Consider the following 26,435-nt stretch of genomic DNA (forward strand, 5'->3'; position numbering starts at 1 on the left):
AGCGGAAGGTGTGGTCCCGCCGAACAGGTCATGGACGTGTTCCGGTGAGCGGGCCCCGGCGCCCGGCCCACACCTCGGACGGCGCTCAGAAGGGCGACAAGGACACGCCGAACGGCGCCGCCCGTCCCGGCGACACCACCGGGACGTCCGCCCCCGAAACGTCGGGCACCCGGACCCGCACCCGGCCCTCCCCGACCCGGAACCGGCCCTCCCCGCCCCGCTCCCGGTCCGACGTCGTCCGCGTCTGGGCGGCACGCGTGATCCTGCCCCTCTCGATCACGCTCTGGCTGCTGTCGCTGCGCTCGGTCCCGCTCGAACGGATGCGCGACCTCGGACTGCTCCAGGTCCTGCCCCCGCTCTTCTGGGTGGCGGCCGCCGTCCTCACGCTGGGTTTCTGCCTGGCCCTGAGCGACCGCCGCACCCACGGCGCCTGGCTGACCGGCTACGTCCTCACGCTGATCGCCCTGCTCCACGCCACCCCCACCCTGCTGTACCCGACCCTGCGCTACTCCTGGGCCTGGAAACACCTGGCGGTCATCGACGCGATGATCCGGCACGGCGGCGAGGTGCCGAACGCGGGCAAGTTCTCCGTCTACAACGACTGGCCGGGCTTCTTCCAGCTCCACGCGCTGTTCCTCCGGACCACCGGCCTGGACTCGTCCGTCGGGTACGCCGCCTGGACGCCCCCGTTCGCCAACGCCCTGCTGCTCGCCCCGCTGCTCCTGCTGTACCGGTCCGTGACCCGCGACCGGCGGCTCGTGTGGGGCGCGGTCTGGATCTACTACAGCTGCTCCTGGGTGGGTCAGGACTACTTCGCGCCGCAGTCCTTCGCCTTCCTGCTCTTCATGACGGTGATCGCCCTCCTCTTCCGGCAGCTGCGGTCGTCGGCGCTCCCCCGCCCCGATCCGCGCCGGCGGGACGGCTGGCCCGCCGGGCTCCTCGTGGCGGTCGTGGTGCTCGTGGCCGCGATCGTGGTCTCCCACCCGCTCACACCACTGATGCTGATCAGCGCCCTGGCGCTGCTGTCCCTGCCCCGCCGCAGCCGACGTCTCGCGCTGCCGGTGCTGATCGCCACGGTCGTCCTCACCGCCGTCTGGGACGCCACCGTGGCCCGGTCGTACATCTCCGTCAACATCACCTACCTGGTGGACTCCCTCACCCAGCCCGACCAGAACGTCTCGTCCGGCCTCGCCGCCCTGGGCGACGCCGCCCCGGGGCAGATCCTGCTGTCCTGGGTCGACCGCGGACTGTCGGCGGCGGTCGCCGTCCTGGCGCTCGCCGGCCTCCTGGTCCGCCGGTGGACCCGGCGCACCGGCCTCCCCCTGCTGGCCGCGGCCCCGCTGCCGCTGCTCGCCGTCAACGCCTACGGCGGCGAAATGCTCTTCCGGGCCTATCTCTTCGCGCTGCCCGCCGCCGCGTTCCTGGTCGCGGCTCTCCTCCTGCCGTCGGGTGACCGGCGCGTCGCGCGCACGCTCGCCGTCTACCCCGTGCTCCTCGCCATGTTCGGCGCGCTGGTCTTCGGCTACTACGGCAAGGAGGCCCTGAACCAGTACACCCTCAAGGAGGTCGCCGCCGCCCGTTACGTGATCGAGCACGCCCCGCCGGGCTCGACGATCGTCACGCTCACCGCCGACGTGCCCGACCTCGACCTGGACTACGAGAAACACCGCCGGGTCCAGCTGGCCTACCAGGAGACGGACGAGCTGCGGCTGCTGGTGCGCGACCCGCTGGAGGGGGTGGAGGGCTTCGTCTTCGGCGCCACCGAGCAGAGGCCCGCGTACGTCGTGCTCTCCCGGGCCCAGGACATGAACCTCTACGTCACCGGAGCACTGCCGGCCGACGTCCCGGAGCGGCTCCAGGCCGCGCTGTCGAACGCGCCGGGCTTCACGCGCGTCTACGACAACGGCGACGCGATCGTCTACCGCTATGTGACGCCCCCACCGGACTGAGGAGGCACCTCATGACACTCCTGCGCGTGGGACTCGCCGCCTCCGGCTGGCTCGCGCTCCTCGCCACGGCGCTGCCGGACGCCGCCCCGGTGCGGGTGGCCGCCGTCACCGTGTTCCTGCTGGTCTGCCCGGGTCTCGCGGCCCAGCTCGCGCTGCGGCCCTCCGGCCTGCTGCGACGGGCCGGGCACCCGGCCGCGGTCCTGGAGGCCGCCCTCCTCACCCTCGTGCTCGGGCTCGCCCTGACCACCCTCGTGGCCGTCGCGCTCTTCCTCGGCGGCGTCTTCACCCCCACCCGGTCCCTGCTCGTGCTCGCCGCCCTGACCGCGGTCCTCGCCCTGCTGCCGCGCCGCTCCCGCGCGCGGAACCCGGGCCCTCAGGTGCACGCTGGTTGAGAGGAGAGGAGACGTGCGATGGCCCAGGGCTCACTCCCACGGCCCGGAACCACCGCCCGCCGACGACTTCCCGTCGTGGTCGTCGGAGCCGGTCCGTTCGGACTCGCCACCGCCGCCTGGCTGACCGCGACGGGCGCGTCCCTCCGAGTGTTCGGCGAACCGATGGAGACGTGGCGGACCCATATGCCCGACGGCATGTTCCTCAAATCGGTCCCGGCCGCGTCCTCGATCTCCGCGCCCGAGGACGGGCACCGGTTCGCGGACTTCCGTGCCGCCCGCGGACGGGCGCCGGTGGGCGACACCTATCCGATCCCGGTCGACGAGTTCATCGCGTACGGCCACTGGTTCCAGGAGCGCCTGGTGCCCGACGTGGAGCGTACGGCGGTGCGCGACGTACGGCGGGCCGACGGCGGGTTCGGCGTGACCCTCGACTCCGGCGAGGAGATCGAGGCGAGGGCCGTGGTGGTGGCCACCGGACTGGTGGCCCACGCCTTCCGGCCGGCCGGCCTGGCGCCGCTCGTCGCGGCCGGCCGCGCGTCCCACTCGTGCGACCACCCGGACCTGTCCGGATTCGCCGGCCGGCGCGTCGCGGTCGTCGGCGCCGGGCAGTCCGCCCTGGAGAGCGCCGCGCTGCTGCACGAGGCGGGTGCCCGGCCCGTCGTGATCGCCCGGACCCGTTCCCTGCTCTTCGGCGACCCGCCCCCGACGGACCGGCCGTCCGCCCGGCCCGGGGCCACCCGGCTGCGCAAACCCGGCTCGGCGCTGGGCCCCGGCTGGTCGCTGTTCGCGGTCAGCCGCGGCCCCGCCGCCTACCGCCATCTGCCGCTCCCGGTGCGCACCCGCCTCCTGCGTACCGTGCTCGGGCCGTCCGGCGCGTGGTGGCTGCGCGACCGGGTGAACGGACAGGTGCCGGTGCTGTGCGGCCGCCGGCTCGTCTCGGCCCGGCTCCAGGACGGCGCGGACGGTGCCGTACGCCTGGAGACGGAGGACACGGCGGGCCGGAAGGACGTCCTCGACACCGACCACGTCCTCGCGGCCACCGGCTACCGGGTGGACGTCGAGAGGATCCCCGTCCTGGCGCCGGCCCTGCGCACGGCGGTACGCACCTGGCCCGGTGGCCCGCCCGTGCTGTCGGCGGGATGCGAGTCCTCGGTCCCCGGCCTGTACTTCACCGGGCTGGCCGCCGCCCCCACGTTCGGCCCCCTCCTGCGGTTCGTCCACGGCACGACGTTCGCCGCCCGCCGGGTCGCGGCCTCGGTCGCGGGCCGGGACCGGTGAACGCGCGGGACGCCCGCCGGTCCCTTCGGCGGGCGGCACTGGCACTGTCGTCCGCCCTGCTGATGGCGGCGACCGCCTGCGTCGGACCGGCCGACGGCTCACGGGTGGCCGAGGAGAGTCCGTCCGCCCTCATGCCGACGCCGTCCGACGCGTGGCGGCTCGTCCTGAGCGACGACTTCGACGGGACAGAGCTCGACGGCCGGACATGGACCACCTGCTACGACTGGAACGAGGACGGCTGCACCAACAGCGGCAACGACGAACTGCAGTGGTACCTGCCCGAGCAGGTCTCGGTGGCGAACGGCGAGCTGACCCTCACCGCCGAGCGGCGCGAGACCCGCGGCAGCGACGACCGGACCTATCCGTGGACCTCCGGAATGATCTCCACCGGCCGGGACGACTGGTACGCCGAGCCGCGGCGCACGTTCACGTACGGCTACTTCGAGGCGGCGATCAGGATCCCGCCGGAGGCGGGCATGTTCCCCGCGTTCTGGATGATGCCCGAATCGCGCTACACACCGCCGGAGATCGACATCATGGAATTCCTGGAAACCACCCAGGAGGTCAGCTTCTACGTGCACTGGCGCGAGCCCGACGGCGACGAGGAGCGGCAGAAGGGCACGTACGGCCCGGTCGACTTCCCCGCCGAGTACCACGTGTTCGGCCTGCTGTGGGAGCCCGACAAGCTGGTCTGGTACGTGGACGACGTCGAACGGCTCCGGGTGACGGACACCGAACGGATCCCGGACGTTCCCATGGAGGTGCTGATCAACCTGGCGGTCGGGGTGCCGAAGGAGCCTCCGGACTCGGTCGACTCGGCCCGGATGCGCGTGGACTGGGTACGGGTGTGGGAGCAGCGGTGAGCGTCTCCGGGCGGCTCCCACGCCTCGGGAGACGCCCCGCGCACCTCAGGAGACCGCCCTGTACGGCACGTTCAGCCGGGCCCTCATCCGGCGGTAGGCGCGCCAGCCCTTGGTCCGGGCCCCTTCGGGGAACGGCGCGACCGGCGCCGCGGCCCCGGTGGTCCACTGCCGGAACCGGTCCCGGTCCGTGTCGGCGCGCACCATCAGCCGCGCGATGCGCAGCGGATCGTCACCCGCCGAGCTGAACGCGTCCCGCACCGCCGTGGCCGACGTCCACCCCGCCGCACTGACCTGGTCGCGCACCGCCGCACTGGAGTACCCGTGCGGATAGGCGAACGAGGTGACCCGGTGACCGAGGAAGTCCTCCAACTCACCGGCGCACCCCGCCACTTCGTCCCACACCCGGTGGGCGGGCAGGGTGTCGAGCTGCGGATGCGTCCTCGTGTGGCCGCCGATCTCGACACCGGAGGCGCCGTCCAGCGAGCCGAGCTGGCGCCAGCTCAGCATCCGCGACTCCGGCGGGAAGACGGGGTCCACCGGAGCGCCGGCCCGGCCGCGCAGCGCGCCGGTGGTGACGAACAGGGTGGCGGGCAGGCCCAGGCGCGCGAGCAGGGGCAGCACGATCGAGTGGAAGTCCGCGAAACCGTCGTCGAAGGTGAGGACCGCGGACCGGGCGGGGAGCGGCGGGCCGCCGCGCTGGGCCGCCACCAGCCGATGCAGCGGCACGAGCCGGAGACCGCTGTCGGCGATCGTCTCCAGCTGCTCGGCGAAGACCCGCGGTCCGACCGTGAACGGCGCGATCCAGGACGGCGGATCGTACGACACCGAGTGGTACAGGAAGACGGGCACGGCTGTCATGACAGGCCCCCGCCCGCTCCTCCGGCCCGCCCCGCGGCGGGTGCGGCAGCTGGGGCCCCGGCGGCGGACCGGTCGGCGCCGGACGCCGGCGCGGGACGCCGGACCCGGCCCACGACATAGCCCGCGACGGTCACCCCGACCCCTCCCACCAGCGCCGAGGCCGTACGCAGCCCGCCGGGACGGCCGGACGTCAGCGCCCGTACGAACGCCCGCGGGACGGTCGACCGCACATAGGCGCGCTCGCTGGACAGGGCCGTACGGGTGCTGCCGAGCCGGGCGACATGGGCCTTGGACAGTCCCTCGGCGTAGCACCGCGCGACGAAGTACGCCCAGGTGGTGCGGGCCGCGGGCACCCGGTGCCGGACCGCCGCCGCGGGCTCGTGGAGCAGGACGGCGTCCGGGCTGCGGGCCGCGATGCGCAGACACAACTCGGTCTCCTCGCAGCCGAGCGGCCGCTTCCCCACCCGCCCGAGGTCGTTGCGGAAACCTCCGGCGGCGATCACCTCGGACAGCCGGAAGGACATGTTGGCGCCGATGAAGTTCCGTACCGGGGCCGGTTGTTCGGGCAGCCCCCGGTAGGAGCAGCCGACGACCCAGTCGAACTCTCGCGGGAACCACACCGGACGCCGGGTGACCCACCACGGCCGGACCAGGCCCCCGACGCCCACGACGGCGCGGTCGGCATAGCGGGCGAGGAGCCGGGCGGACCAGTCCGGATCGGCCGCCGCGTCGTCGTCGAGGAAGGCCACGACCTCGCAACGGGCGGCCGCCACCCCGGTGTTGCGGGCACCCGAAAGCCCCTGGCGCTCACTGTTCTCGAGCACCCGCACACCGGGGAACGCGGTGCGCGACCGCTCGTACAGCTCACGGCAGTGGTCGACGACGAGGACGGTCTCCGTCACGGGGCTCCGCTGGGCGCGCAGCGACCCGATGGCCGCCCGCACGTCGTCCCAGCGGTCGAGGGTGTAGGCGCAGACGACGACGGTCAGGGTGGGTACGGGGCGGGAGCCGGGGCCGGTATCGGTCCCGGTCGCAGTCCCGGGCCCGGCCCCTGCCCCGGTCTCGGCAGCCGTCGAGGTGTCGGCGGCCTTCTCGGTCTCGGTGTTCACGGGGACCTCCTGGGATCCGGTCGTGAGCCAGCGCGAACGCCAGATCAGCAGCGGCGCGGCGAGCAGGCACATGGTCACCAGCCAGGCGACGCCCGCCCCGGTGATCCCCAGCGTCGGCAGCAGCACCTTGGTGAGCCCCAGGACCATCACGCACATCACGATCTGCACCCCGACCGCCCACCGCAGCCGCCGTCGCGCCCGCCACACGTCGATGGCCATGCTGACCAGGATGTTCGGCAGGGCGGACAGGGCGAGGAGCCGCAGCAGGGTGCTTCCGTGCTCGGCGTACTCGGGGCCGAAGAACTGGAGGATCTGCGGCGCCAGCGCGGCGACGAAGACGATGCCGGCGCCGAGCAGCAGACCCGTGTGGCGCAGCATCCGCAGCGTGTGCTCGACCAGCCGCTCCGGGCTGCGCACGGCCTCCACCACGAGGGAGCTGCCCAGGTTGCGGGCCACCAGGTAGAGCGTGTAGCCGACGATCCAGGCGAGCGAGAAGTAGGCGCTCTGGTCGGCGCCCAGATTGTTCAGGACCATCAGCGGGGGCACGGTGTACGCCGCCATCCGGAACAGCGAGCCGAAGTAGTCGGCGGCCGCGTACCGCAGTGCCCGGTCCGGTCGTTCCGCCTCCTTCGATACCCGTACGTGTTCGGGTACGGCCCGCCGCAGCAGGACGAAGTTGGCGACGACGAGGGAGACCGCGAGCGCCCCGACCCAGGAGAGCAGGATGCCGGAGAACAGCGCCAGGGCCGCGCCCATGCCGAGCAGGCCGATCTTCACGCAGGCGAAGATCACGTTCTCGCCCACCACCCAGCCGGGCCGCCGCACCGCGGTCAGCGCACCGTCCTGCATCACGAAGACGGCGTATCCGGCGGTGGCGGCGACGAAGCAGGCGGCGGTCACCGGGGTCAGCAGGAAGCCGAGGCCGGGGGCGACCGCGGGGACGAGCAGCAGGAAGGCCATGGCCACCAGCGCGCTGACGACGGCGCTCACGGCGTAGCAGAGGAGGATCAGCCGGCGGGTGTGGTGGCCCGCGGAGGGCACGAACCGGACGAGGAAGTCGGACAGGTTGAGCTGGCCGATGCTGGCGAGCAGCAGGGTCATGGAGAGCGCGGAGTAGCTGACGCCCACCACCGCGTCGTCGTACCAGTGCGTGGCCAGGAGCCAGAAGATCGACCCCAGCGCGGCGCTGACGAGGGAGCTGATCGCGAGGAGGTGCCCGTTGCGCAGCAGCGGGTCACGGGGGAAGACGGCGGTGACACCGGAGCGGACCGCCGCGCCGAGTGAGCGCCGGGCGCCGGGGGGAGGCGGGTCCCCCTCGGCCGTGGGGTCGGCCACCAGGGGCGACCGGCCGTGGAATGCCGCCCGCAGCTCGGTCATCGTCGTGTCCGCCGTTCGATCCGGCGGCTGCGGAGGTAGCCGTACGGCCCGTAGAGCAGCCCCCGCAGCTCCAGGCGGGCGAGCGCGGACGCGGTGGTCCCCGCTCCGGCACCCTCTCCCGCTCCGGCGCCCTCTCCGGCACCGGGGCGCGGTCCGGCACGTTCGCGGTTTCTGGCGATCACGTACCGGACGCCGCCGAACAGCCGCCGCAGCAGGGCGGGCAGCATGCGTGGTTCGTGGGCGAGCGCCGCGGCCAGGAAGGCACCGAACCCGGCTCCGTAGCCGTACGCCTGCGCGACGAGCGCCTCGTGGGTGCGCCGGTGCCGGTGCCAGACGATCGCGGCCGGCTCGTAGGCGAGGGAGCGGCCGTGGGCCAGCACCCGGAAGAAGGCGAGCAGGTCGTCGCCGCCGCGCGCGGGGGTCCCGGTTCCGGTGGCGGGGTCGAATCCGCCGAGTCCGTGCAGGAGTTCCGTGCGGAAGGCCATGTTCGCGCCGGAGCCGAACCGGCCGGCGGTGAACGGGAACAGCGGGTCCGCGGGCGGATCCCGCAGTGACCAGGTGAGCGGGGCGTAGCCCTTGCCGAACGCGCCGTGCCGCTCCAGCGCGATCTGCGCCTCGGTGTCCAGCTCGGCGGGGACGATGAGGCCGGTGACGCAGCCCGTCCGGGGGTCGGCCGCGAAGGGCGCGGCGAGCGCGGTCAGCCACCGTGGATCGACCAGGGTGTCGTCGTCGGTGAAGGCGGCGATGTCGCCGCCCGCCACGGCGAGCCCCCGGTTGTGGGCGCGGGCGAGACCGGGCACGGGCTCCCGCAGATAGCGAACGGCGGGGCCGCCGTTCCGCCGGCCGGCGTACTCCCGCCGGACCAGTTCCTCGGTTGAGGTGTCCGCCGGGGCGTTGTCCACGACGATCACCTCGTACCGCGGGTACTCCAGGACGAGCAGCGAGTCCAGGCAGTCGCGCAGCATGCCGGCGCGGTTCCGCGTGGCCACGATCACGCTGATCGCGGGCACCCCGACGGCCCCCCGCCCCCGCGCGGAACGCGCCAGGCGGCCGCTCCCGCCGAGGCCGGGGCTCCCGCCGGAGCCGGAACTCCCGCCCGGGCCAGGACTCCCGCCCGGGCCGGAGCTCCCGCCCGAGCCGGGCCTTCCGCCCGGGCCGGGGCTCTCGTCTCGGGCGGTGCTCTTTTCCGCGGCCGGGAAGTCCCGCCGCGCCGTCTCCGCGAGTGCCTGCCACAGCTCCTCGGGCCCCCGCCCGTACGCCTCGGCCATTCCCAGCGGACGGCCGTGGAGGCGTACGAGACCGAGCGCGCGGCCGGTCGGGCCGGGCCGCGCCCCGCCCCCCGGGCGCCGGAACGCCCCGGGCTCGGCGAGGTCGATGTCCACCACGGGCAGCGGCGCGGACGGCGCGGGCAGGCGGGCGACCGCACCGGGCGGCGACGGCGACGGCACGGTGGCAGGCGGGCCGCCGCCGGTCACGGCGTGCTCCGCTCCTGCGGGGCGGACGCCGGCCGGCCGCCGGGACGCTCGGACAGGAGCGTACGCAGCACCCGGCGCCCGTCGGATATCGCGTGGAGGTTGGACCGTCCGTTGCGGCGGGGCAGTTCGAGGCTGGGGACCTCGGCGATCCGGAGGCCGGAGCGCAGCGCGTGGACGATCATCTCGGCCTCGATCTCGAAGCCGGTGGCGTGCAGGTCCAGCTGGTCGAGGAAGCTGCGCCGGAACGCGCAGAAGCCGTAGCAGAGGTCGGTCAGCGTGGCGTCGTAGAGGCGGTTCACGAGGGCGAGCAGGGCGTGGTTGCCGAGCTTGCGGAAGCGGGTGATGTCGAGGGAGCCGCCGCCCTCCACGAAGCGGGAGCCCTTGACGAAGTCGTAGCCGTTCTCAAGGAAGTGCACGAAGTGCGGGATCTCCGCCGGGGACATGCTGCCGTCGGCGTCCATCATCACCACGTAGTCGCCGCGCGCCTCCAGGAAGCCGGTGCGCAGGGCGTTGCCCTTGCCCTTGCCGCTCTGCCGCAGACTGCGGACCGTCGGCAGGATCCGGGTCGCCACCGGGACCGTGGCGTCGTGGGAGTCGCCGTCGATCAGCAGGACCTCGCCGACGCAGTCCGGGATCTGTTCGAAGACCCAGGGGATGTTGCGTGCCTCGTTGAGGGCCGGGATCACCAGACTCACCGCGGGCCGGGTCGGCGTCCTGTCCCCGGCGCGCCGCATCGGGTGCGGGGGCGGGTCGGTCGAGCGTCGTAGCGGGTGGTCGGCGGGCTCGGATTCGGTGCTGCGCGGGAGAGTCGGGTGCGTGGTCATGATGGCTCCGAGAGGGATTCGGCGCACGGTCGTGTCGTGCTGCGGAGGCCGTCCGCCGGAGAGTGGTGCGCGAGGGGTACACCCCGACGATGCACCATACGTTTACGACGTATATGTACACTTTATCCCTGGATGTCCCACGGTCAAGGCGGGCACATGGCGATCGAGAAGGACCCCAGCGCAGGGCCCACGGCGGAGCGCCGGGCACCCGGCCGGCGCGCGGGCGACCACGGGCGCTACGGCCGCCTGAGCCGCGAGCTCGTGCTCACCGCCGCCCTGGGGCTGGTCGACCGCGAGGGGCTCTCCGCGCTGAGCATGCGCCGGACCGGCGCGGAGCTCGGGGTCGAGGCCATGGCGCTGTACCGGTACGCCGCCGGGAAGGACGCGCTGCTCGACGGACTGGTGGAGGCGCTCTACGCCGAGCTGGAGGAAGAGCTGGCCGCCTCCGAGGAGTCACCCGAATGGCGGGACGAGCTCCACCGGATCGCCGCCGCGACCTACCGGGTCGCCCTCGCCCACCCCCAGGTGGCCCCGCTCCTGGCCACCCGCATGCTGGCGGTCCCGCTCGCGCGCCGTCCGCTCGCCGTCCTCAGGGACCACGAACGCGTCCTGGCGCTCCTGAACCGGGCCGGTCTCGACGAGGAGGCCACCGCGGCGGCCTTCCGGGCCGTCAATGACTGGATCCTGGGCTGCATCCTCGGAGACCTGCGGGCCATGGTCGACAACCCCGACGAGCCCGACCCGGCGTTCCGTCTCGGACTGCACCGCATGCCGGCGCGCGAGCTGCCCCGTCTGCGCGCCGCCGCTCCGGCGCTCGCCCGGCGCGCCGGGCCCGAGGGCATGGCCGTCGGCCTCGACGCGCTCCTGGACCGCTTCGCCCCCGGCGCGGGCGCTACGGAGTGAGCCCGCGGACCAGCAGGTCGAGGAGGGCGCACACGAACAGCGCCATGCCGATGAAACCGTTCACCGTGAAGAACGCGCGGTTGAGGCGCGACAGGTCGTGCGGCTTCACGATCGAGTGCTCGTAACAGAACGCGGCCACCACGATCACGAGGCCGACCCAGAAGAAGACACCGGCGTCGGTGGCGAGGGCGTACCAGACGAGAAGTCCCGTGGTGACGACCGCGGACGCGCGGGCCCCCCAGAGAGCCGCCGGGATCCCGAAGCGCGCCGGTACGGACATGACGCCGTGCGCCCGGTCCGCCTGCACGTCCTGGCAGGCGAAGATCAGGTCGAAGCCGCCGATCCAGACGCCCACCGCGAGGCCCAGGATGACCGCGTCCCAGGACCACTCGCCGGTCACCGCGAGCCAGGCGCCGATGGGCCCTATGGCCTGGGCGAGCCCCAGGATGGCGTGCGGGAAGTTGGTGAACCGCTTGCCGTACGGATAGACGACCATCGGGATGACGGCGAGCGGCGCGAGGGCCAGACAGAGCGGGTTGAGCAGGGCGGCGGCGCCGAGGAAGACGACGACGGCGATCCCGGCCCCGGTCCACGCCGACCGGACCGACACGGCACCGGTCACCAGCTCGCGGTTGGCCGTCCGCGGATTGCGCGCGTCGATCTCGCGGTCGATGATCCGGTTGCAGGCCATGGCGAAGGTCCGCAGACCCACCATGCAGACGGTGACGAGGAAGAGCGTCCACCAGTGGATGTTCTTGTCCACCTGGTACATCGCGGTGAGCGCGGCGGTGTAGGCGAAGGGCAGCGCGAACACCGAGTGCTCGATCATCACGAGGCGCAGGAAGGACTTCACCTTCCCGTCGGAGTCGGGCGCGGGCCCCTGGCCGAGGACGCCTTCGGCGGCCGATGTCATACGAGGGACCTCCGGAACTCTTCGATACGACCGCGCAGCTCGGCCCGGTCCATCGGGGCGATCTCCAGGTCGAGGTGCACGACCGCGTCGTGCCCGTTGGGCGTGAGCCGGACCAGGAAGGCGTGGCAGTCGCCCGCCGGGACCGACTGGAGGCGCAGCGGGTTGCTCCTGCTCGCCGTCACCTCCAGGAGGAACGAGCCGTCGCCGTCGGCCCCGGCCAGCAGCGCGTCCGCGAAGACGGCGACCTCCTCGGCCGAGAGGTGGGCGTCGAAGTCGGCCGTGAAGGCGCTGTCCCAGTCGGCCGTCACCCGCCACCGGTCCGGCCCCTCCTGGTCCGGCGCCAGCTCGACCCAGGCCAGGTCGTCCCCGAGGCGGAGTCCCACGGCCGTGGTCACAGCCCGTACTCCTTCCAGCGGCGGTCCACGAGGGCCGCCGTCGCCGGGTCCGACTCGACCATGTCCGGCCAGCCGCCGTCTCGGGTGTAGCCCTCCTCGGGCAGCTTCTTCGTGGCGTCGATGCCCGCCTTGCCGCCCCAGAACTGCTGGTAGGAGGCGTGGTCGAGGTGGTCGACCGGCCCCTCGACGACCGTGAGGTCGCGGGCGTAGTCGGTGTTGCCGAGGGCCCGCCAGGACACCTCGTGCAGGTCGTGGACGTCGCAGTCCTTGTCGACCACGATGATCAGCTTGGTCAGCGACATCATGTGCGCGCCCCAGATGGCGTGCATGACCTTCTGCGCGTGCTTCGGGTACTTCTTGTCGATCGAGACGATCGCGCAGTTGTGGAAGCCGCCCGACTCCGGCAGGTGGTAGTCGACGATGTCCGGCACGATGATCTTGAGGAGCGGCAGGAAGAAACGCTCCGTCGCACGGCCCAGCGGACCGTCCTCGGTCGGCGGCCGGCCGACGACGATCGACTGGAGCAGGGGACGCTTCCGCATCGTGATGCAGTCGATCTTCAGCGCGGGGAAGGGCTCCTGCGGCGTGTAGAAGCCGGTGTGGTCGCCGAAGGGCCCCTCCGGCAGCATCTCGCCCGGCTCGAGCCAGCCCTCGACGACGACCTCGGCCTGCGCGGGCACCTGGAGCGGAACGGTCTTGCAGTCGACCATCTCGATCCGCTTGCCCTGCACGAAGCCGGCGAAGAGGTACTCGTCGATGTCGCCGGGCAGCGGGGCGGTGGAGGCGTACGTGACGGCCGGCGGGCAGCCGAAGGCGATCGCGACCGGCAGCCGCTCGCCCTTCGCCGCCGCGACGGCGTAGTGGTTGCGGCTGTCCTTGTGGATCTGCCAGTGCATGCCGATGGTGCGCTTGTCGTGCCTCTGGAGCCGGTAGAGGCCGAGGTTCCGGACCCCGGTCTCCGGGTGCTTCGTGTGCGTGAGGCCCAGATTGAAGAAGGAGCCGCCGTCCTTGGGCCAGGTGAAGAGCGCGGGAAGAAGGTCGAGATCGACGTCGTCCCCGGTGAGCACGACCTCCTGCACGGCCGCGGCGTCCGACTTCACCTTCTTCGGCGGCACGTGGACCATCGAGCCGAGCTTGCCGAAGGCCTCGCGGACACCGACGAAACCGTGCGGAAGCTCGGGCTTGAGCAGCCCGCCGATCTTCTCGCTGATCTCGCTGTACGACTTCAGGCCGAGGGCCTTGAGGAGTCGGCGGTCGGTTCCGAAGACGTTCATCGCGAGGGGCATCGAGGAGCCCTTGACGTTCTCGAAGAGAAGCGCCGGACCCCCCGCCTTGTTCACCCGGTCGACGATCTCCCCGACCTCCAGGTACGGGTCGACTTCGGCCTTGATGCGCTTGAGGTCGCCTTCGCGCTCGAGGGCCCTGAGCAGCGAGCGGAGATCGTCGTAAGCCATAGGGGCCAGTATCCGCCACGAGCTACGCTGGGCCTGTCACCGGGGCGGTCGAAACGAGCCCCATCACTGCTTCCAGGGGGCTGTCCCACATGCTCAGGGCGCTCATGTACATCCTGCCGCTGGCACTGACGATCTACGCCTTCATCGACTGCCTGAACACCCCCGAGGACGAGGCCAAGCACCTGCCCAAGGTGGTCTGGGTCATCATCATCCTGCTGTTCTGGATCGTCGGCCCGATCGTCTGGTTCGCCGCGGGCAAGATGCGCAGGGCCCCGGCCGGCGGCCGCACTCCCTCCGAGTGGCACCGCAACCACCGCCAGGAGTGGGTGGCGCCGGACGACAACCCCGAGTTCCTGAAGTCCCTCAAGGAGGAGAACGAGAAGGACGAGGCGGTGCTGAAGGACTGGGAGGCGGACCTCCGCCGCCGCGAGGAGGAGCTGAGGAAGCGCGAGCAGGACGGCGGCGACGCTCCCGAGAAGCCCTGAGATGGAGCTCAGACTCCTCGCCACGTTCGAGAAGGTGGCGACGGTCCTCTCCTTCACGAGGGCCGCGACGGAACTGGGCTACGCCCAGTCGAGCGTGACGGCCCAGATCCGGTCCCTTGAGACGTCCCTCGGGGTGGAACTCTTCGAGCGCCTGGGCAGCCGCATCCGCCTCACCGAGGCCGGCGAGCGCCTGCTGCCGTACGCCCGGGGAATGGCGGAGCTGGCGGAGGAGGCCCGTACGGCGGTGGCGGCCACGGCGGACCCCACGGGCACGATCGCCGTCGGAACGATGGAGTCCCTGACCTCGTACCGGCTGCCGCCGCTCCTGGAGTACTTCCACCACCGCTACCCGGGTGTACGCCTCACCCTGCGCCCCACCCTCGGCGACGAGACCCGGCAGGCCCTGCGGCAGGGCACGTACGACGTCGGCTTCCTGATGGAACCGGAGACGGACCACGAGGGCCTGGAGTCGGAGGTCCTGGCCCCGGAACCGCTGGTCCTGGTGGCGGGCCCGGCCCACCCGCTGGCCGGCCGCTCGGAGCTGACCGCCGCCGAGGTGGCGGGCGCGCAGCTGGTGGGCACGGAACCGGGCTGCCCCTACCGCGACCTGTTCGAGCGCGAGCTCGCGGAGTGGTCCCCGCCGTTCATGGAGTTCGGCACGATCGAGGCGACGAAGCGCGGCGTGGCGGCGGGCCTGGGCGTGGCGCTCCTGCCCCGGGTGGCGGTGGCGGAGGAGCTGACGTCCGGGACCCTCGTGGAGCTCCCCTGGGAGGCCCCGTTCACCCTCTTCACCCAACTCGCGTGGCGACGGGGGAAGCGGCTTCCGGCGCATGTCCGCCTGTTCGTGGAGCAGGCGCGGCGGCTGGTGTCCGAGCAGCGAGGGTGACCTTGAGGCTGGCGAGGACGATCAGCGGAACGCCGAGCGCCTGGACGAGCCCGATGTGATGCCCGTACGCCACCCAGTCGGCGCCCATGGCGACGGCGGGGTAGGTGAAGGCCAGCACGGCGATCTTGGCGGTGGGCAGCTTGGCGTACGCGGCGTACATGAGGACGTACATCAGTCCGGTGTGGATGATCCCGAGCCCGACGAGCCAGCCCCAGCCGGCGCCGAGTTCCGACGCGGCGCCGAAGTCGGCGAACGGGAGCAGCAGCGGGATGCCGACCAGGACCTGGACGAGGGCGATTAGGTGCGGCCGTACGCCGGTGATCCGCTTGGTGACGATCGTCGACAGGGCGTAGAGGACGGCGGCGCCGAGCGCGAGCCCGAGGCCCTTGAGGGAGGCGGTGTCGCCGGGCCGTATCCCGGAGACGAGCACGAGCCCGGCGAACGCGACGGCGAGCCAGCCGAGCTTCGCGGCGGTGATCCGCTCCCGGAACAGCACGGCGCCGAACACCACCAGGAAGAACGGCTGCGTGTGGTAGACGACGGTGGCGAAGGAGATCGAGGTGGCCTCGTACGCCTCGAAGAGCAGCACCCAGTTGAAGACGATGAACACGCCGCCGAGCGCGGCGAGTCCGAGCTTCCTCGGGGTGAGGCCGTGGCCGGTGAAGTATCCGCGGACCAGGCTGTACGCACCGAGGGCGGCGGCCCCGAAGAGGCACCGGAAGAACACCACGTTGAAGGGGGACGCCCCCGACTCCACGACGAAGATGCCGAGGGTGCCGGAGAGCACCATGGCGAGGGTGAGTTCGACGGTTCCCCTGGTCTCGTTTCTCATGACGACGACGCTACGAGCGCCCCGGATCCGGGTCCACGAGCCAGTGGGGGGACCTGCCGATGGGGGCGATCGCCGGAGCCGATGGGGCCTCCCGGACCGCTGCCGCGAGCGGCGGGCGACGGTCCGGGAGGAGGCTCAGTCGTCGGAGCCGACGGTGTTGTCGTGACCGGCGTTGAAGACGTCGTCGTGCGCGAACTGGAGCCAGTCGCCGAAGACGACGGTGTGCGAGGCCTCCGGCTCGAACTCGACGTGGACATCGGCGCTCGCGACGCCGGCGGCGCCGAGGACGAGGGCACCGGTGGCGAGGACGGTCAGCAGGGAACGCATGGAGGACCTCTCGGTAGGACGGTGGAAGCGCCCCGCGCGACGGCGGAGCACCCGCACGCTAAGGCCCACCGCCGCCCCTCCCCCGGTCACCCGGCCGGTGCGGCCCCGGTCCTCAGCCGATCGGCGGCGAAGTGGCCCGTTCCGCTGCCGCACGAAGGGACCAGACCCATGGGACACCTGGTGCCCGCCATGGCCCTGTCGCGTCAGGGCGCGGCGAGCGGCGCCGGATGGCAGGGGCATGCGCACACGAGATGACGGACCCCGTGGACGCCACTGTCGCGGGGCACGTGGTCCCGGCAGCGGTCGTGGCGGCCGACGATGCAGCGCGGCGACGTGAACTCGGGCTCGGGCGCGGCCGTCAGCGCGTGGGTCAGCAGGGACAGACTCACGGCGTCGGCGATCTCCGGCGTCACCCACCAGCCGTCCCCGGCCCGGTCGCGATGGTGACCGTCGTGCCCCACGGCGAGCACACAGACCGAACCGCCCCACACCGCCCGCACCACGTCCGCGACGGCGAACACGGACCGCCGCGCCCCGCAGCGGCTCATCGGGTGCTCCCGGCGTGGATGTTCCGGCGGTCGACGTCCACCCCGACCGTCGCGAGCCACAGCGTCCGCCGTCGGCCGCGCTGGGCGGCTCGCGCCGAGGTGGCCGTGAGGTAGGGGCGTTCCAGGGGCGATCGGGCTCCGTCGAGCGGCAGTGCCTGCTCCCGGGCGTACGGGGACAGCCGGGCCGGGGCGCGGTGGCGTGGCGCGGTGGCCACCCGCGCCGCCGCGCGACGGGGTCGGCGGCGGCCGGCCGGCCGGGGCCGGTGCCTGCCGGTGGGCGGCAGGGTCAGCATGAGAAGCCAGAGGAGGACCGGGATCCAGACCCGGCCCAGTACGCGCGCGATAGGGTTCCGCACGTCATCAACTCCGTTGGTAGTTGGTGGCCATGCCCCGGGGCCGTTCCAGCGGTCGCCGGGGTCTTCCATGTGCGTCACCGTAGCGCGTGCTACACAGTGATGCATCACTGTGTAGCTAGACCCATCCGAACGTGTCTTTGTATGACTATCTAGCATTGCCTCATGAGCCTTGACCCTCAGTCGGGACGCCCGCTGTACATGCAGCTCGCCGACGTGATCGCAGCGAAGATCGATTCCGGGGAGTACGCCCCCGACCGGATGATCCCCACCCCGGCCCGCTTGGCCGACGAATTCGGAATCGCCGTTCTGACCGCACGCAGGGCTATGCGGGAACTCCGCGAGCGCGGACTGATCGTCACCGTGCCCGGCAAGGGCTCCTACGTCACGCCCACCGCTGGAAAGGGCAGCCCCTCCGCCGAGGCGTGAATACGACGCCCCGGCGGGGAAGGCTCCCCGCATGGACCAGGAACAAGCCCGCAGGTGGCTCGCGACCGCCGTCGCCGAGGCCCGCGCCGGGCTCGCCGAGGGCGGGATCCCGATCGGGGCCGCGCTGTACGGGGCGGACGGCGCGCTGCTCGGGCGCGGGCGCAACCGGCGCGTGCAGGACGGGGATCCGTCGACGCACGCGGAGACCGCCGCCTTCCGGGCCGCCGGCCGGCAGCGCTCGTACCGGGGTACGACGATGGTGACGACCCTCTCGCCCTGCTGGTACTGCTCCGGCCTGGTGCGGCAGTTCGGGATCTCACGGCTGGTCGTCGGGGAGGCGGAGACCTTCCACGGCGGGCACGACTGGCTGGCGGAGCACGGGGTCGAGGTCCTCGTCCTCGACGATCCCGAATGCGCCGCGCTGATGCGGGAATTCATCACCGCACATCCGGCTCTCTGGAACGAGGACATCGGCGATGAGTGAACCCGGCCGTGAGGCGCGCCTCCCCGTCATCGACCTCGCTCGCGATCCGGCGCCGCAGCTGCCCGCCGTCGACCGCGCCCTCCGCGAGGCCGGTTTCCTGCTCGTGACGGGGCACGGCGTCGGCACCGGGCTCCGTGACGAGATCCGGGCCGCCGGCCGCCGCTTCTTCCACCTCCCGCCCGCCGTCAAGGAGCGGTACGCCGTGCGGGTCGGCGGCCGGGGCTGGCTCGGGCCCGGCGCGGAGGCCAACGGGTACGCGGAGGGCACGGCGACGCCGCCCGACCTGAAGGAGTCGCTGTCCTTCGCGGCGGACGAGCCGACCGGCGACCCGGCCGTGGACGCCGAGTGGTTCCTGCCGAACACCTGGCCCGCCGAGGTCCCCGAGCTGAAGCCGCTGGTGGAGACGTATCTGGCGCAGATGAAGACGCTCGCGGACCGGGTCCTGGACCTGCTCGGCGTGGCTCTCGGCGAGGAGCGGGACTTCTTCACCCGGCACACCGGACACCCCACCTTCGGCTTCAACATCAACTGGTACCCGGGGCGGGAGCGGACGGGCGAGCCGGAGCCGGGCCAGTTCCGCATCGGGCCGCACACGGACTTCGGCACGGTCACCGTCCTGGACCGGGAGGCCGGCAAGGGCGGGCTGCAGGTCTTCACCGACGCGGGCGGCTGGCAGGACGCCCCGTACGACCCCGCCGCCTTCACCGTCAACATCGGTGACCTGATGGCCGGTTGGACCGGAGGACGCTGGCGTTCGGGACGCCACCGGGTGCTGCCGCCGCCGGCCGACGTCCCCACGGAGGAGCTGATGTCGCTCGTGTACTTCTACGAGTGCACACCCGGGACGACGATCCACGGCATCGAGTCGCACGGATACCTGCGGGCCCAGCTCGACGCGATCGCCACGGACTGACGGTCCCCGGCACCCGGCCGCTCCGGCACACAGCGCCGTCGGCTGGGGCAACACCGCCCTGACCACCGCGCTGGTCGTCTACTGGGCCCCGGCCGTCGGTATCGCGGTCAGGCCCCGCCCCTCCCGGCACCGGACGACGCCGACGCCACCGCGGCACGGCACCCGCCTCGCCCGAGGACACGCCTTCGCAACGACTCGAAAGCAGAGTCGAAAAGCCCACCGCTTTCCCAACACGCCGTCGATATCCTTGAGTTGACTGTGACGGGGGTGACGGTTCGTGGACAGGGAGCTGTACGGCCGCGAGGCGGCCTTGCACGATGCCGGACTGGTCGCGCGCCTCAGCGGCCTCACGAAGCACGGCGCCTCCCGGGTGCCGTTCGAGCACGGTGACGATCCGCCGGTCACCGTCTTCACCGGCGGGCGCGGTACGGGCAAGACCGCCCTGCTCAAGGAGGTCCGCAACCGCTACAAGGGGTACACGCCGCTGGCGCTCCTCGACTGCGCGCACATCGAACCGCCCGCCGACCACGGCCCCGGCTGGACCCCGCTCACCGGGGCCCTCGCCGAGCTCGCCGTACAGCTGTCGCCGAGGGTGCTCGGCGCGCGGCCGGTGAGGTTCCCCCGGGTCTCGCTCGGGCTCGTCGCGGTCGCCTCGATCGGCTGGTCGCAGGAGGACGACGAGCGGGCCCGGCGGGACCTCCAGCGGCTCGGGCCGCTGCTCGCGACCGTCGACCCGACCAGGGGCGCGGCCACCCACTGGGTCGGCAAGGTGCTCGCCAAACTGGCCGCCACGTTCGCCGAGGCCACCGTCCCGCTCGCCGGGCTGCTGGCCGAGGCGACCGTGGAGACCGTCCTGGAGGAGGTGTTCGGCCGCCTCCAGCGCACCTCGGAGAGCTGGTACGGCAGCTATCGCAACGCCGGCGGACGCGGCAAGGCGGGCCTCCAGCAGCTAGCGATCGACTTCGAGCAGGGTGGCCGGCGTCGCGCCGAGGCCGAGGGATTCCTCGTCGGAGCGCTGACCGAGGACCTCCTGCACCCGTACGTGGGGATCCGCCGCGGCGGCCGGATCGGCCGCCCGCTGGTCCTCCTCGACAACGCCCACGAACCCCTCGGCCGACAGCTCGTCGAACCGATCCTGCGCGCCCGCGCCGAAGGCCGCCGCGACCGGGTCGTCGTCCTCGCCACCTCCCGGGTCCGCGAGCACGAGGGGCTGCGCAACGCCACCAGGACCCGGCTGCCGGAGACCGCGCACCGGGCGCCGAGCCCGCGCGACACCCGCGTCGGCTCCGGCATCCTCGCCGTGGAGCTCACCCCGCTCTCCCCCTCCCAGACCCGCTCCGCCTTCGACCACCACGACCCGGCGGGCCGGACACCCACCGAACTCGCCCGAGCCGTCCACCGGTTGACCGGTGGCCGCCCCCTCGGCGTCGCCCTCCTCGGCCGGGCCGCCGGAGAGGCCCCGGAGCATCTGCGGGCCGGCCTCACCCCGGGCGGGCTGCTCGACCTGACCGTGGAACTCCGCGAGGACACGCCGCCGGTGCCCGTCGCCCCCACCCTCCTCGCCGAACTCCTCCCGGTGCGGCGGCCCGGCCCGTACGCCGTGCTCGCCGCCGCCCACGACGAGGAGTCCGCCCGGATGCTCGCCCACGCCCGGCTCCAGGGCGAGTCCCTGGACGGGGACGTCGCGCTGCGCGTCCGCGACCAGCTGCGCTCCGAGGACTGGGCCGCCTCCGAACCGGGCTCGGGCCACTTCGTCGCCGATCCGCTCCTGCGCGCCCTGCTCCTGCACCGCCTCCGCTTCGAGGACGGCGACCATCCCCGGTACACGGCCTGGCACGCCGTCCACGAGACCCTGCACCGGCACTACGGCCCCGAGCCCGGCCCGTACCGCCTCCATCACGACCTGGCGCTCGGCCGCACCGAGGAGGCCGTCACCCAGCTGCGGCTCACCTTCCCGGAGCAGGACGTCCTCGGCTGGCTGGAGCGGCTGCGGTTCATCGGCTCGGCCCCGTACCCCCGCGAGCACGGCCGGACCGGGCCGGACCCGCGCCGGGCGATCGCCCTCGGCCAACGACCGCCGGGCGGAGCGAGCGGCGCGACGGCCGAGGACCTGCCTCCCGGACTCGACCACGACACCACCGAACTCCACCTGTCCGTACGGCGGCTGCTGCACGCCGTATGGCTGCTGACCGATCCGCTCGCACTGCCCGACGACGAGGTGGCCGACCGCCTCGCGCACGAACTGCGCCGGCTCTCCGGCCGTCATCTGACGGGCAGCGGTTCGCTCTGGGACGCGGCCACCCACTGGCCGCGCGACATCCGTGCCTGGCGGGAGCTGTCGCTGCCGCCGGGCCGCGAGGACGGAGTCTGACGCCATGCCCGACCGCCCGACCGCCCCGCGCACCGGCCGCCCGCTCGACCGGCTGCGGCGCCGCGTCCGCACCCCCCGCCAGAAGCTCGTCGCGTCCGTCGTCACCGCCGCCGTCGTCCTCGGCCTGGGCGGGTACGCCGTCGCCCGGCTCACCACCCCGGAGGACCGTTCCTGCGCCGCGGGGGTCGAAAGACCGGAGGGCAGCGGCGAATGCGTCGGCGTCAACGGCGACGGTCACGCCTTCGGCGTACCCGAACTCGCCGAGGTCGCCCGGGCCATCGGCGCCGAGAACGCCGCACTCAAACCCGGCGAGTACGCCACCGTCGCCGTCCTCCTGCCGCTGACCTCGACCGACAGCGGCATGCGGGTCAAGGTGCTGCACGAGGTGCAGGGCGCGTACGCCTACCAGTACCGGGCCAACCACGAGTCCAACAGCGAGACCCCGAAGATCCGCCTCGTCCTCGCCAACACCGGCAAGGGCAACGCCCACTGGCGCGGCACCGTCGACCGGCTGATCGCCATGACCGGCGCCCCCGACCGGCTGCGGGCCGTCTCCGGCGTCGCCACCTCCTCCACCGAGGTACGCGAGTCGGTGACCGCCCTCACCGGCGCCGGAATCGCCGTCGTCGGCACCACCATCACCGCCGACGACATCGCCAACGGCCCGGGCCCCGGACACAACCGCTACCCCGGCCTCGCCCGCGTCTCCCCCACCAACAACGACGAGGCCAAGGCCCTCGCGAACTTCGGCCGCGTCGACGCCGCCAAGGCCCTCCTCGTCCAGGACACCCGCAGCGGCGACCACTACACCGACACCCTCAAGTCCGCCTTCGCCGCGTCCCTCAAGGGCGCGCCCTACGAGCCGCAGCTCTTCACCTCGCCCGCCGACCCCACCGACGAGGGCACCACCGCCAACACCTTCCGCCAGATCACCCATCTGATCTGCGACACCCGCGCCGAGACGGTCTTCTTCGCGGGCCGCCACACCCAGCTGCGCCAGTTCATCAACGCACTCGGCTCGCGCGGCTGCCTCGACCGCGCCTTCACGATCCTGACCGGCGACGAGGGCTCGTACCTGGGCGCGGACGAGAAGCTCGACCGGAACGCCCTGAAGGCGAAGCTGACCGTGCGGTACGCGGCCCTCGCCCACCCGGACGCGTGGAAGCCGGCGGCGGGGCGGAAGGTCCCGGCGACGGGCGGTTCGGTGGTGGCCTACTCGACCTTCGTCACGGACATCGCCCGCGCCTCGAAGGAGCCGGTGCCGCTCGCGGACGGCCAGGCGATCGTCGCGTACGACGCGATGGCGACGGCGGTGCACGCGATCCGCCAGGCGACCCCGCAGGGCTCCCAGTACCCGGAACTCGCCGACGTGGTCACCCAGTGGCCGCAGGTCAAGGGCTCGCTGCGGGTGCAGGGCGCGAGCGGCTGGATCTGCCTGGACAACTACGGGAACCCGTACAACAAGGCGGTCCCGATCGTGGAACTGGCCCAGGACGGCAGCCAGCGCTTCGTCCAGATCGCCTGGCCGGAGGGCAGACCGCCGTCCACGTCCTGCCTGCCCCCGAAGCGGGGGTAGCCGGGCCTACGGGACCCACCTGGGCCAGGGCGCTTCGTCCCGCTCGTACAGCTGCCGCAGGTGCTGCCACCGCTCGGGGCTCCACGAGGCCCAGTCCATGGGACGGCCTTCGAGCGCCGCCACCAGCCGCTCGAAGTGATCGTGCCACCCGGCGAGGCAGTCCAGCCGGTACTCCCGGTCCGCCCGCAGTTCGTTCGTGAAACGCAGCACGGTCGACCCGCCGCCCCCGTCCGCCCCCGGTTCCAGATGGAACCGGATGCGTCCGTGCGTCGGATCGACCGTGTACTCGGCCACGTACTCGGGGTCCCAGGCGGTCACCCGCCCCGCCACCACCGTGTCCCCGTTGAGCCAGCGGAGGGTGACCCGGCCGCCGAGCCGGGGTTCCAGCGGGTCCGCCGCGCAGAGCCAGCCCTCCAGGCCCTCGGGGGTGGCGACTGCCTCCCAGACCTCGGACAGCGGATGGGACAGCTCGACGGCGAACCGCAGCAGGTGCGTGTCACCGTCGTGGGTCTCGCACCTGCCCCGGGGTATCTCGCTCATACCTCAAGCGTCACCCCGGGACAGGCCCGGTGCCAGCTCAGACGCCCGCGTACGAGTGCTTGCTGTTCACGAAGATGTTCACGCCGTAGTAGTTGAACAGGAAGCAGGCGAAGGCGATGAGCGCGATGTACGCGGCCTTCCGCCCCTTCCAGCCGGCCGTCGCGCGCGCGTGCAGGTACGCGGCGTAACCGACCCAGGTGATGAAGGACCAGACCTCCTTGGCGTCCCAGCCCCAGTAGCGGCCCCACGCGTCGCCGGCCCAGATCGCGCCCGCGATGATCGTGAAGGTCCACAGCGGGAAGACGGCCGCGTTGACCCGGTACGAGAACTTGTCGAGCGAGGCCGCCGAGGGCAGCCGCTCCATGACGGAGCGGGCGAAGGCGCCCGGGTTCCCGCCGGTGGCGAGCTTGTTCTCGTACGAGTCGCGGAAGAGGTACAGCAGGGTGGCGGTGGCGCCCAGGTAGAAGACCGCGCCGCAGAAGATCGCGGTGGACACGTGGATCCACAGCCAGTACGAGTCGAGCGCGGGGACCAGCTGGTCACTGGGGGTCTTCAGCCAGGTGGTGGCCATGCCCAGGTCGAGCAGGACCGTGGTGACCAGCGGCAGGCCGAGCCAGCGCACGTTCTTCTTGGCGACGAGGAAGCCGAGGTACGCGCCGACCGCCACCGTCGAGAAGGTGGTGGAGAACTCGTACATGTTGCCCCAGGGGGCCCGCTGCACGGACAGTGCCCGGGTGACCACGCCCGACGCCTCCACCAGGAAGGCGAGGACGGTGAGCGAGACGGCGATACGGCCGTACAGGTCGCCCTTGACGGTGCCGCCGGCGGCACCGGGGCCGTCCGGCACGTCACGGGTGCCGGCCGCGGAACGGGTGACGACCTTCGGCTTCTCCAGGACGGCCGTGCCACCGGCCGCCTGCTTGACCTGGACGGTCACGGCGGAGGTGGCGGCCGAGGCGCGGGAGGTGAGCGCGGCGGCCGTACGGCCGACCTTGCTCCGGCTGCCCAGCACCCACTCGGCGATGTGGGCGAAGAAGGCCAGGGTGTAGACGGCCATCGAGGAGTAGATGAGCAGGTCGCTCATCCGCGCCAGGCTCTCGTTGGTCGTGGCGGCGAGGATCACTTGTCGGCCTCTCCAGAAGGGGCAGGGTCTTCTGCGGGTTCTTCCGCGGGTTCCGGTACGTCTTCCGGATCGGCGTCGGGTACGGCGTCCGGATCGGCCTCCGGCGCCGGCGGCGCGTCCGCCGTGAGCGCGACCGCGAGGTCGCCCAGCTCCTCCGGCAGCTTCGCGGACTCGCTGCGGCCCAGGCCGGCCATCTCGACGACGGTCACGCCGTCCTCACCGCGCACGGCCCGGACCCAGACGCGGCGCCGCTGGATGAAGAGCGAACCGGTCAGACCGGCGATCGCGGCGATCGCGCCCGCGAGGGCGAGCCCGTTGCCGGGCTGCTGCGAGATCTGGAAGCTCGCCCACTCCTTGACGTCCTTCTCGAAGGTGATCGAGCCGGCGCCGTCGGGCAGCGTCATGACCTCGCCGGGCAGCAGCCGCTCGGCGAACCCGGTCCCCTTGTCGATCTTGAACTGGGTCATCTTGGAGGTGTTGAGCTGGTACACGTTCTGCGGCAGACCGGAGTCCACGCCCAGACTGCCGTGGTAGCCGGTGAGCGCGAGGACCGGGTAGTCGAGCCCCGGGAACTGCGAGAACATCGTGCCCTTGCCCTCGCCCGCGAAGGTCGGCACGAAAAGGGCGCTGAAGCCCAGCTGGTCCTTCTCGCCCTTCTTGTCGCGGTACCCGTCCATGACCTTGATGGCGCCGGTGGACGTGATGTTGTTGTCGATGGGGAGCAGCGGCACGGCGCCGTGGAAGACGACCTTGCCGCGGCCGTCCCTGACGGTGACGACGGGCGCGTAGCCGTGCGCGATCAGATAGACCTTGGAGTCGCCCACCTTGAGCGGCTCGTTGACCCGGATGACGGCCTTCTTGTCCGTACCGCCCTGCGAGTAGGAGACCTTCGCCTCGAAGGTGCGGGGCGTGCCGCGCTGGGGGCCGCTCTTCTCGTACGTGCCGTCGAAGGCGTCGAGCTTGAAGCTGAACGGCTCCAGCTCGTCGATGCCGAACTGGGAGCCGGACTTGAAGTCGTCGTACTGGGTGAGCGTGTTGGAGAAGCCGTCGCCCTCGACGACCAGCTTGCCGCCCTCGGACTTGAAGAGCTGGCCCCAGGCGAAGGCGACGAGCATGACGATCAGGGCGACGTGGAAGGCCAGGTTGCCGGCCTCGCGCAGGTAGCCCTTCTCGGCCGCGATCGCGTTCCCTGCCGTATGGGCGCGGAAGCGGTGTCCCTTGAGGAGGGTGAGCGCGGCCGCACGGACCTGCTCGGGATCGGCCCCGGTGCGCCACGTGGTGTACGCGGGGAGCCGGTCGAGGCGCTTGGGGGCGCCCGGCGGGCGGCTGCGGAGCTGGCCGACGAACTGCCAGCTGCGGGGCACGATGCAGCCGATGAGGGAGACGAACAGCAGTATGTAGATCGCGGAGAACCACACGGAGCTGTAGACGTCGAAGAACTGGAGCTTCTCGTACAGCGGCGTCAGCGTCTTGTGGGCGTCCTTGAAGGCCTGCGCCTTCAGCTCGTCCACGCTGGTCTGCGGGACGAGGGAGCCGGGGACGGCGCCGAGGGAGAGCATGAAGAGCAGGATCAGCGCGACCCTCATGGAGGTCAGCTGCCGCCAGAACCAGCGGATCCAGCCGATGACACCGAGGGTGGGGCCGCCGACGACGGGCGTCTCGGCGCGGTCGTCGATGGGGGCGGTGGACAGCTGGGCCCCGGCCTCACCGAGGTTCTCCTGCTGCTCCGTCGTACCGGAGGTGTCCGTCGTACCGGACGTGTCGGTCGTGCTCATGGA

26 protein-coding genes are annotated in these 26,435 nt (G+C 72.5%); 12 read left to right on the forward strand and 14 right to left on the reverse strand.

Features of this window, described 5'->3' with window-relative positions:
* Positions 1-44 precede the first annotated feature (44 nt).
* From AOK00_RS07755 to AOK00_RS07770, 4 genes are read left to right on the forward strand one after another with little or no spacing between them, the layout of a single operon-like run.
* Positions 45-1,949, forward strand: coding sequence for a glycosyltransferase (locus AOK00_RS07755; protein WP_216822236.1), 1,905 nt, complete (start codon positions 45-47; stop codon positions 1,947-1,949).
* A gap of 11 nt (positions 1,950-1,960) precedes the next feature.
* Complete coding sequence (locus tag AOK00_RS07760) at positions 1,961-2,341, forward strand: hypothetical protein (RefSeq protein ID WP_055599571.1); 381 nt, start codon at positions 1,961-1,963, stop codon at positions 2,339-2,341.
* 18 nt (positions 2,342-2,359) lie between these two features.
* Complete coding sequence (locus AOK00_RS07765; protein WP_055599572.1) at positions 2,360-3,619, forward strand: FAD-dependent oxidoreductase; 1,260 nt, start codon at positions 2,360-2,362, stop codon at positions 3,617-3,619.
* Complete coding sequence (locus AOK00_RS07770) at positions 3,616-4,482, forward strand: glycoside hydrolase family 16 protein (protein WP_055599573.1); 867 nt, start codon at positions 3,616-3,618, stop codon at positions 4,480-4,482. The genes AOK00_RS07765 and AOK00_RS07770 overlap by 4 nt, the downstream gene beginning before the upstream one ends.
* Positions 4,483-4,527: 45 nt before the next feature.
* On the opposite strand, the gene AOK00_RS07775 is transcribed toward AOK00_RS07770, so the two are convergent.
* The 4 genes from AOK00_RS07775 to AOK00_RS07790 are packed head-to-tail and all read right to left on the reverse strand — an operon-like array spanning position 4,528 to position 10,125.
* Entirely contained in the window at positions 4,528-5,340 is an 813-nt protein-coding gene (locus AOK00_RS07775) for a polysaccharide deacetylase family protein (protein WP_063886548.1), read from the reverse strand.
* On the reverse strand, positions 5,337-7,826 hold the full coding sequence (locus AOK00_RS40055; RefSeq protein ID WP_254047276.1) for a glycosyltransferase: 2,490 nt from the start codon (positions 7,824-7,826) through the stop codon (positions 5,337-5,339). The genes AOK00_RS07775 and AOK00_RS40055 overlap by 4 nt, the downstream gene beginning before the upstream one ends.
* On the reverse strand, positions 7,823-9,301 hold the full coding sequence (locus tag AOK00_RS07785) for a glycosyltransferase (protein ID WP_063886550.1): 1,479 nt from the start codon (positions 9,299-9,301) through the stop codon (positions 7,823-7,825). Before AOK00_RS07785 ends, AOK00_RS40055 begins: the two co-directional genes overlap by 4 nt.
* On the reverse strand, positions 9,298-10,125 hold the full coding sequence (locus AOK00_RS07790) for a glycosyltransferase family 2 protein (RefSeq protein ID WP_055599575.1): 828 nt from the start codon (positions 10,123-10,125) through the stop codon (positions 9,298-9,300). The genes AOK00_RS07785 and AOK00_RS07790 overlap by 4 nt, the downstream gene beginning before the upstream one ends.
* Before the next feature lie 156 nt (positions 10,126-10,281).
* Between AOK00_RS07790 and AOK00_RS07795 the strand changes: the two genes are divergently transcribed.
* The gene (locus tag AOK00_RS07795) at positions 10,282-11,028 is read left to right on the forward strand and encodes a TetR/AcrR family transcriptional regulator (protein ID WP_055599576.1); all 747 of its coding nucleotides are present in this window, start codon (positions 10,282-10,284) and stop codon (positions 11,026-11,028) included.
* Here the strand turns inward: AOK00_RS07795 and mqnP are convergent.
* Genes mqnP through AOK00_RS07810 form a run of 3 tightly spaced genes read right to left on the reverse strand, consistent with a single transcriptional unit; the run spans position 11,018 to position 13,790 of the window.
* Positions 11,018-11,941 carry a menaquinone biosynthesis prenyltransferase MqnP gene (mqnP, locus tag AOK00_RS07800; protein ID WP_055599577.1) on the reverse strand — a complete coding sequence of 308 codons (924 nt, stop codon included), beginning with the start codon at positions 11,939-11,941 and terminating at the stop codon, positions 11,018-11,020. The genes AOK00_RS07795 and mqnP overlap by 11 nt on opposite strands.
* Positions 11,938-12,336 (reverse strand): hypothetical protein, encoded by a 399-nt coding sequence (locus tag AOK00_RS07805; RefSeq protein WP_055599578.1) that lies wholly within the window; start codon positions 12,334-12,336, stop codon positions 11,938-11,940. The genes mqnP and AOK00_RS07805 overlap by 4 nt, the downstream gene beginning before the upstream one ends.
* A complete protein-coding gene (locus AOK00_RS07810; RefSeq protein ID WP_055599579.1) occupies positions 12,333-13,790 on the reverse strand; it encodes a menaquinone biosynthesis decarboxylase in 1,458 nt (485 codons plus the stop codon). The genes AOK00_RS07805 and AOK00_RS07810 overlap by 4 nt, the downstream gene beginning before the upstream one ends.
* Before the next feature lie 89 nt (positions 13,791-13,879).
* On the opposite strand from AOK00_RS07810, the gene AOK00_RS07815 reads away from it, so the two are divergent.
* Positions 13,880-14,275 carry a PLD nuclease N-terminal domain-containing protein gene (locus AOK00_RS07815; protein WP_055599580.1) on the forward strand — a complete coding sequence of 132 codons (396 nt, stop codon included), beginning with the start codon at positions 13,880-13,882 and terminating at the stop codon, positions 14,273-14,275.
* A gap of 1 nt (position 14,276) precedes the next feature.
* A complete protein-coding gene (locus AOK00_RS07820) occupies positions 14,277-15,161 on the forward strand; it encodes a LysR family transcriptional regulator (protein WP_055599581.1) in 885 nt (294 codons plus the stop codon).
* On the opposite strand, the gene AOK00_RS07825 is transcribed toward AOK00_RS07820, so the two are convergent.
* From AOK00_RS07825 to AOK00_RS07840, 4 genes are all read right to left on the reverse strand, one after another.
* On the reverse strand, positions 15,064-15,993 hold the full coding sequence (locus tag AOK00_RS07825; RefSeq protein ID WP_055599582.1) for a DMT family transporter: 930 nt from the start codon (positions 15,991-15,993) through the stop codon (positions 15,064-15,066). The genes AOK00_RS07820 and AOK00_RS07825 overlap by 98 nt on opposite strands.
* Before the next feature lie 135 nt (positions 15,994-16,128).
* Positions 16,129-16,320, reverse strand: a complete 192-nt coding sequence (locus AOK00_RS07830; protein ID WP_055599583.1) for a hypothetical protein — start codon at positions 16,318-16,320, stop codon at positions 16,129-16,131.
* A 203-nt stretch (positions 16,321-16,523) separates the two neighbouring features.
* Positions 16,524-16,868 (reverse strand): hypothetical protein, encoded by a 345-nt coding sequence (locus tag AOK00_RS07835; RefSeq protein ID WP_055599584.1) that lies wholly within the window; start codon positions 16,866-16,868, stop codon positions 16,524-16,526.
* On the reverse strand, positions 16,865-17,224 hold the full coding sequence (locus tag AOK00_RS07840) for a hypothetical protein (RefSeq protein WP_055599585.1): 360 nt from the start codon (positions 17,222-17,224) through the stop codon (positions 16,865-16,867). The genes AOK00_RS07835 and AOK00_RS07840 overlap by 4 nt, the downstream gene beginning before the upstream one ends.
* Positions 17,225-17,386: 162 nt before the next feature.
* Here AOK00_RS07840 and AOK00_RS07845 point away from each other — a divergent pair, with 162 nt between their 5' ends.
* From AOK00_RS07845 to AOK00_RS07865, 5 genes are all read left to right on the forward strand, one after another.
* Positions 17,387-17,650, forward strand: a complete 264-nt coding sequence (locus AOK00_RS07845; RefSeq protein ID WP_055599586.1) for a GntR family transcriptional regulator — start codon at positions 17,387-17,389, stop codon at positions 17,648-17,650.
* 31 nt (positions 17,651-17,681) lie between these two features.
* The gene (locus AOK00_RS07850; protein ID WP_055599587.1) at positions 17,682-18,134 is read left to right on the forward strand and encodes a nucleoside deaminase; all 453 of its coding nucleotides are present in this window, start codon (positions 17,682-17,684) and stop codon (positions 18,132-18,134) included.
* Positions 18,127-19,047, forward strand: a complete 921-nt coding sequence (locus AOK00_RS07855; protein WP_055599588.1) for an isopenicillin N synthase family dioxygenase — start codon at positions 18,127-18,129, stop codon at positions 19,045-19,047. The genes AOK00_RS07850 and AOK00_RS07855 overlap by 8 nt, the downstream gene beginning before the upstream one ends.
* 277 nt (positions 19,048-19,324) lie before the next feature.
* Positions 19,325-21,418 (forward strand): hypothetical protein, encoded by a 2,094-nt coding sequence (locus AOK00_RS07860; RefSeq protein ID WP_055599589.1) that lies wholly within the window; start codon positions 19,325-19,327, stop codon positions 21,416-21,418.
* A 4-nt stretch (positions 21,419-21,422) separates the two neighbouring features.
* Positions 21,423-22,994 (forward strand): hypothetical protein, encoded by a 1,572-nt coding sequence (locus AOK00_RS07865; RefSeq protein ID WP_055599590.1) that lies wholly within the window; start codon positions 21,423-21,425, stop codon positions 22,992-22,994.
* A 6-nt stretch (positions 22,995-23,000) separates the two neighbouring features.
* On the opposite strand, the gene AOK00_RS07870 is transcribed toward AOK00_RS07865, so the two are convergent.
* Genes AOK00_RS07870 through resB form a run of 3 tightly spaced genes read right to left on the reverse strand, consistent with a single transcriptional unit; the run spans position 23,001 to position 26,432 of the window.
* On the reverse strand, positions 23,001-23,534 hold the full coding sequence (locus tag AOK00_RS07870) for an SRPBCC domain-containing protein (protein ID WP_055599591.1): 534 nt from the start codon (positions 23,532-23,534) through the stop codon (positions 23,001-23,003).
* Between the two features lie 37 nt (positions 23,535-23,571).
* Positions 23,572-24,657, reverse strand: coding sequence for a c-type cytochrome biogenesis protein CcsB (ccsB, locus tag AOK00_RS07875; protein ID WP_055599592.1), 1,086 nt, complete (start codon positions 24,655-24,657; stop codon positions 23,572-23,574).
* Entirely contained in the window at positions 24,654-26,432 is a 1,779-nt protein-coding gene (resB, locus tag AOK00_RS07880) for a cytochrome c biogenesis protein ResB (RefSeq protein WP_055599593.1), read from the reverse strand. Before resB ends, ccsB begins: the two co-directional genes overlap by 4 nt.
* Positions 26,433-26,435: the final 3 nt, after the last annotated feature.

Origin of the sequence: Streptomyces aureus, from assembly GCF_001418135.1 — a bacterium.
Lineage (GTDB): Bacteria > Actinomycetota > Actinomycetes > Streptomycetales > Streptomycetaceae > Streptomyces > Streptomyces aureus_A.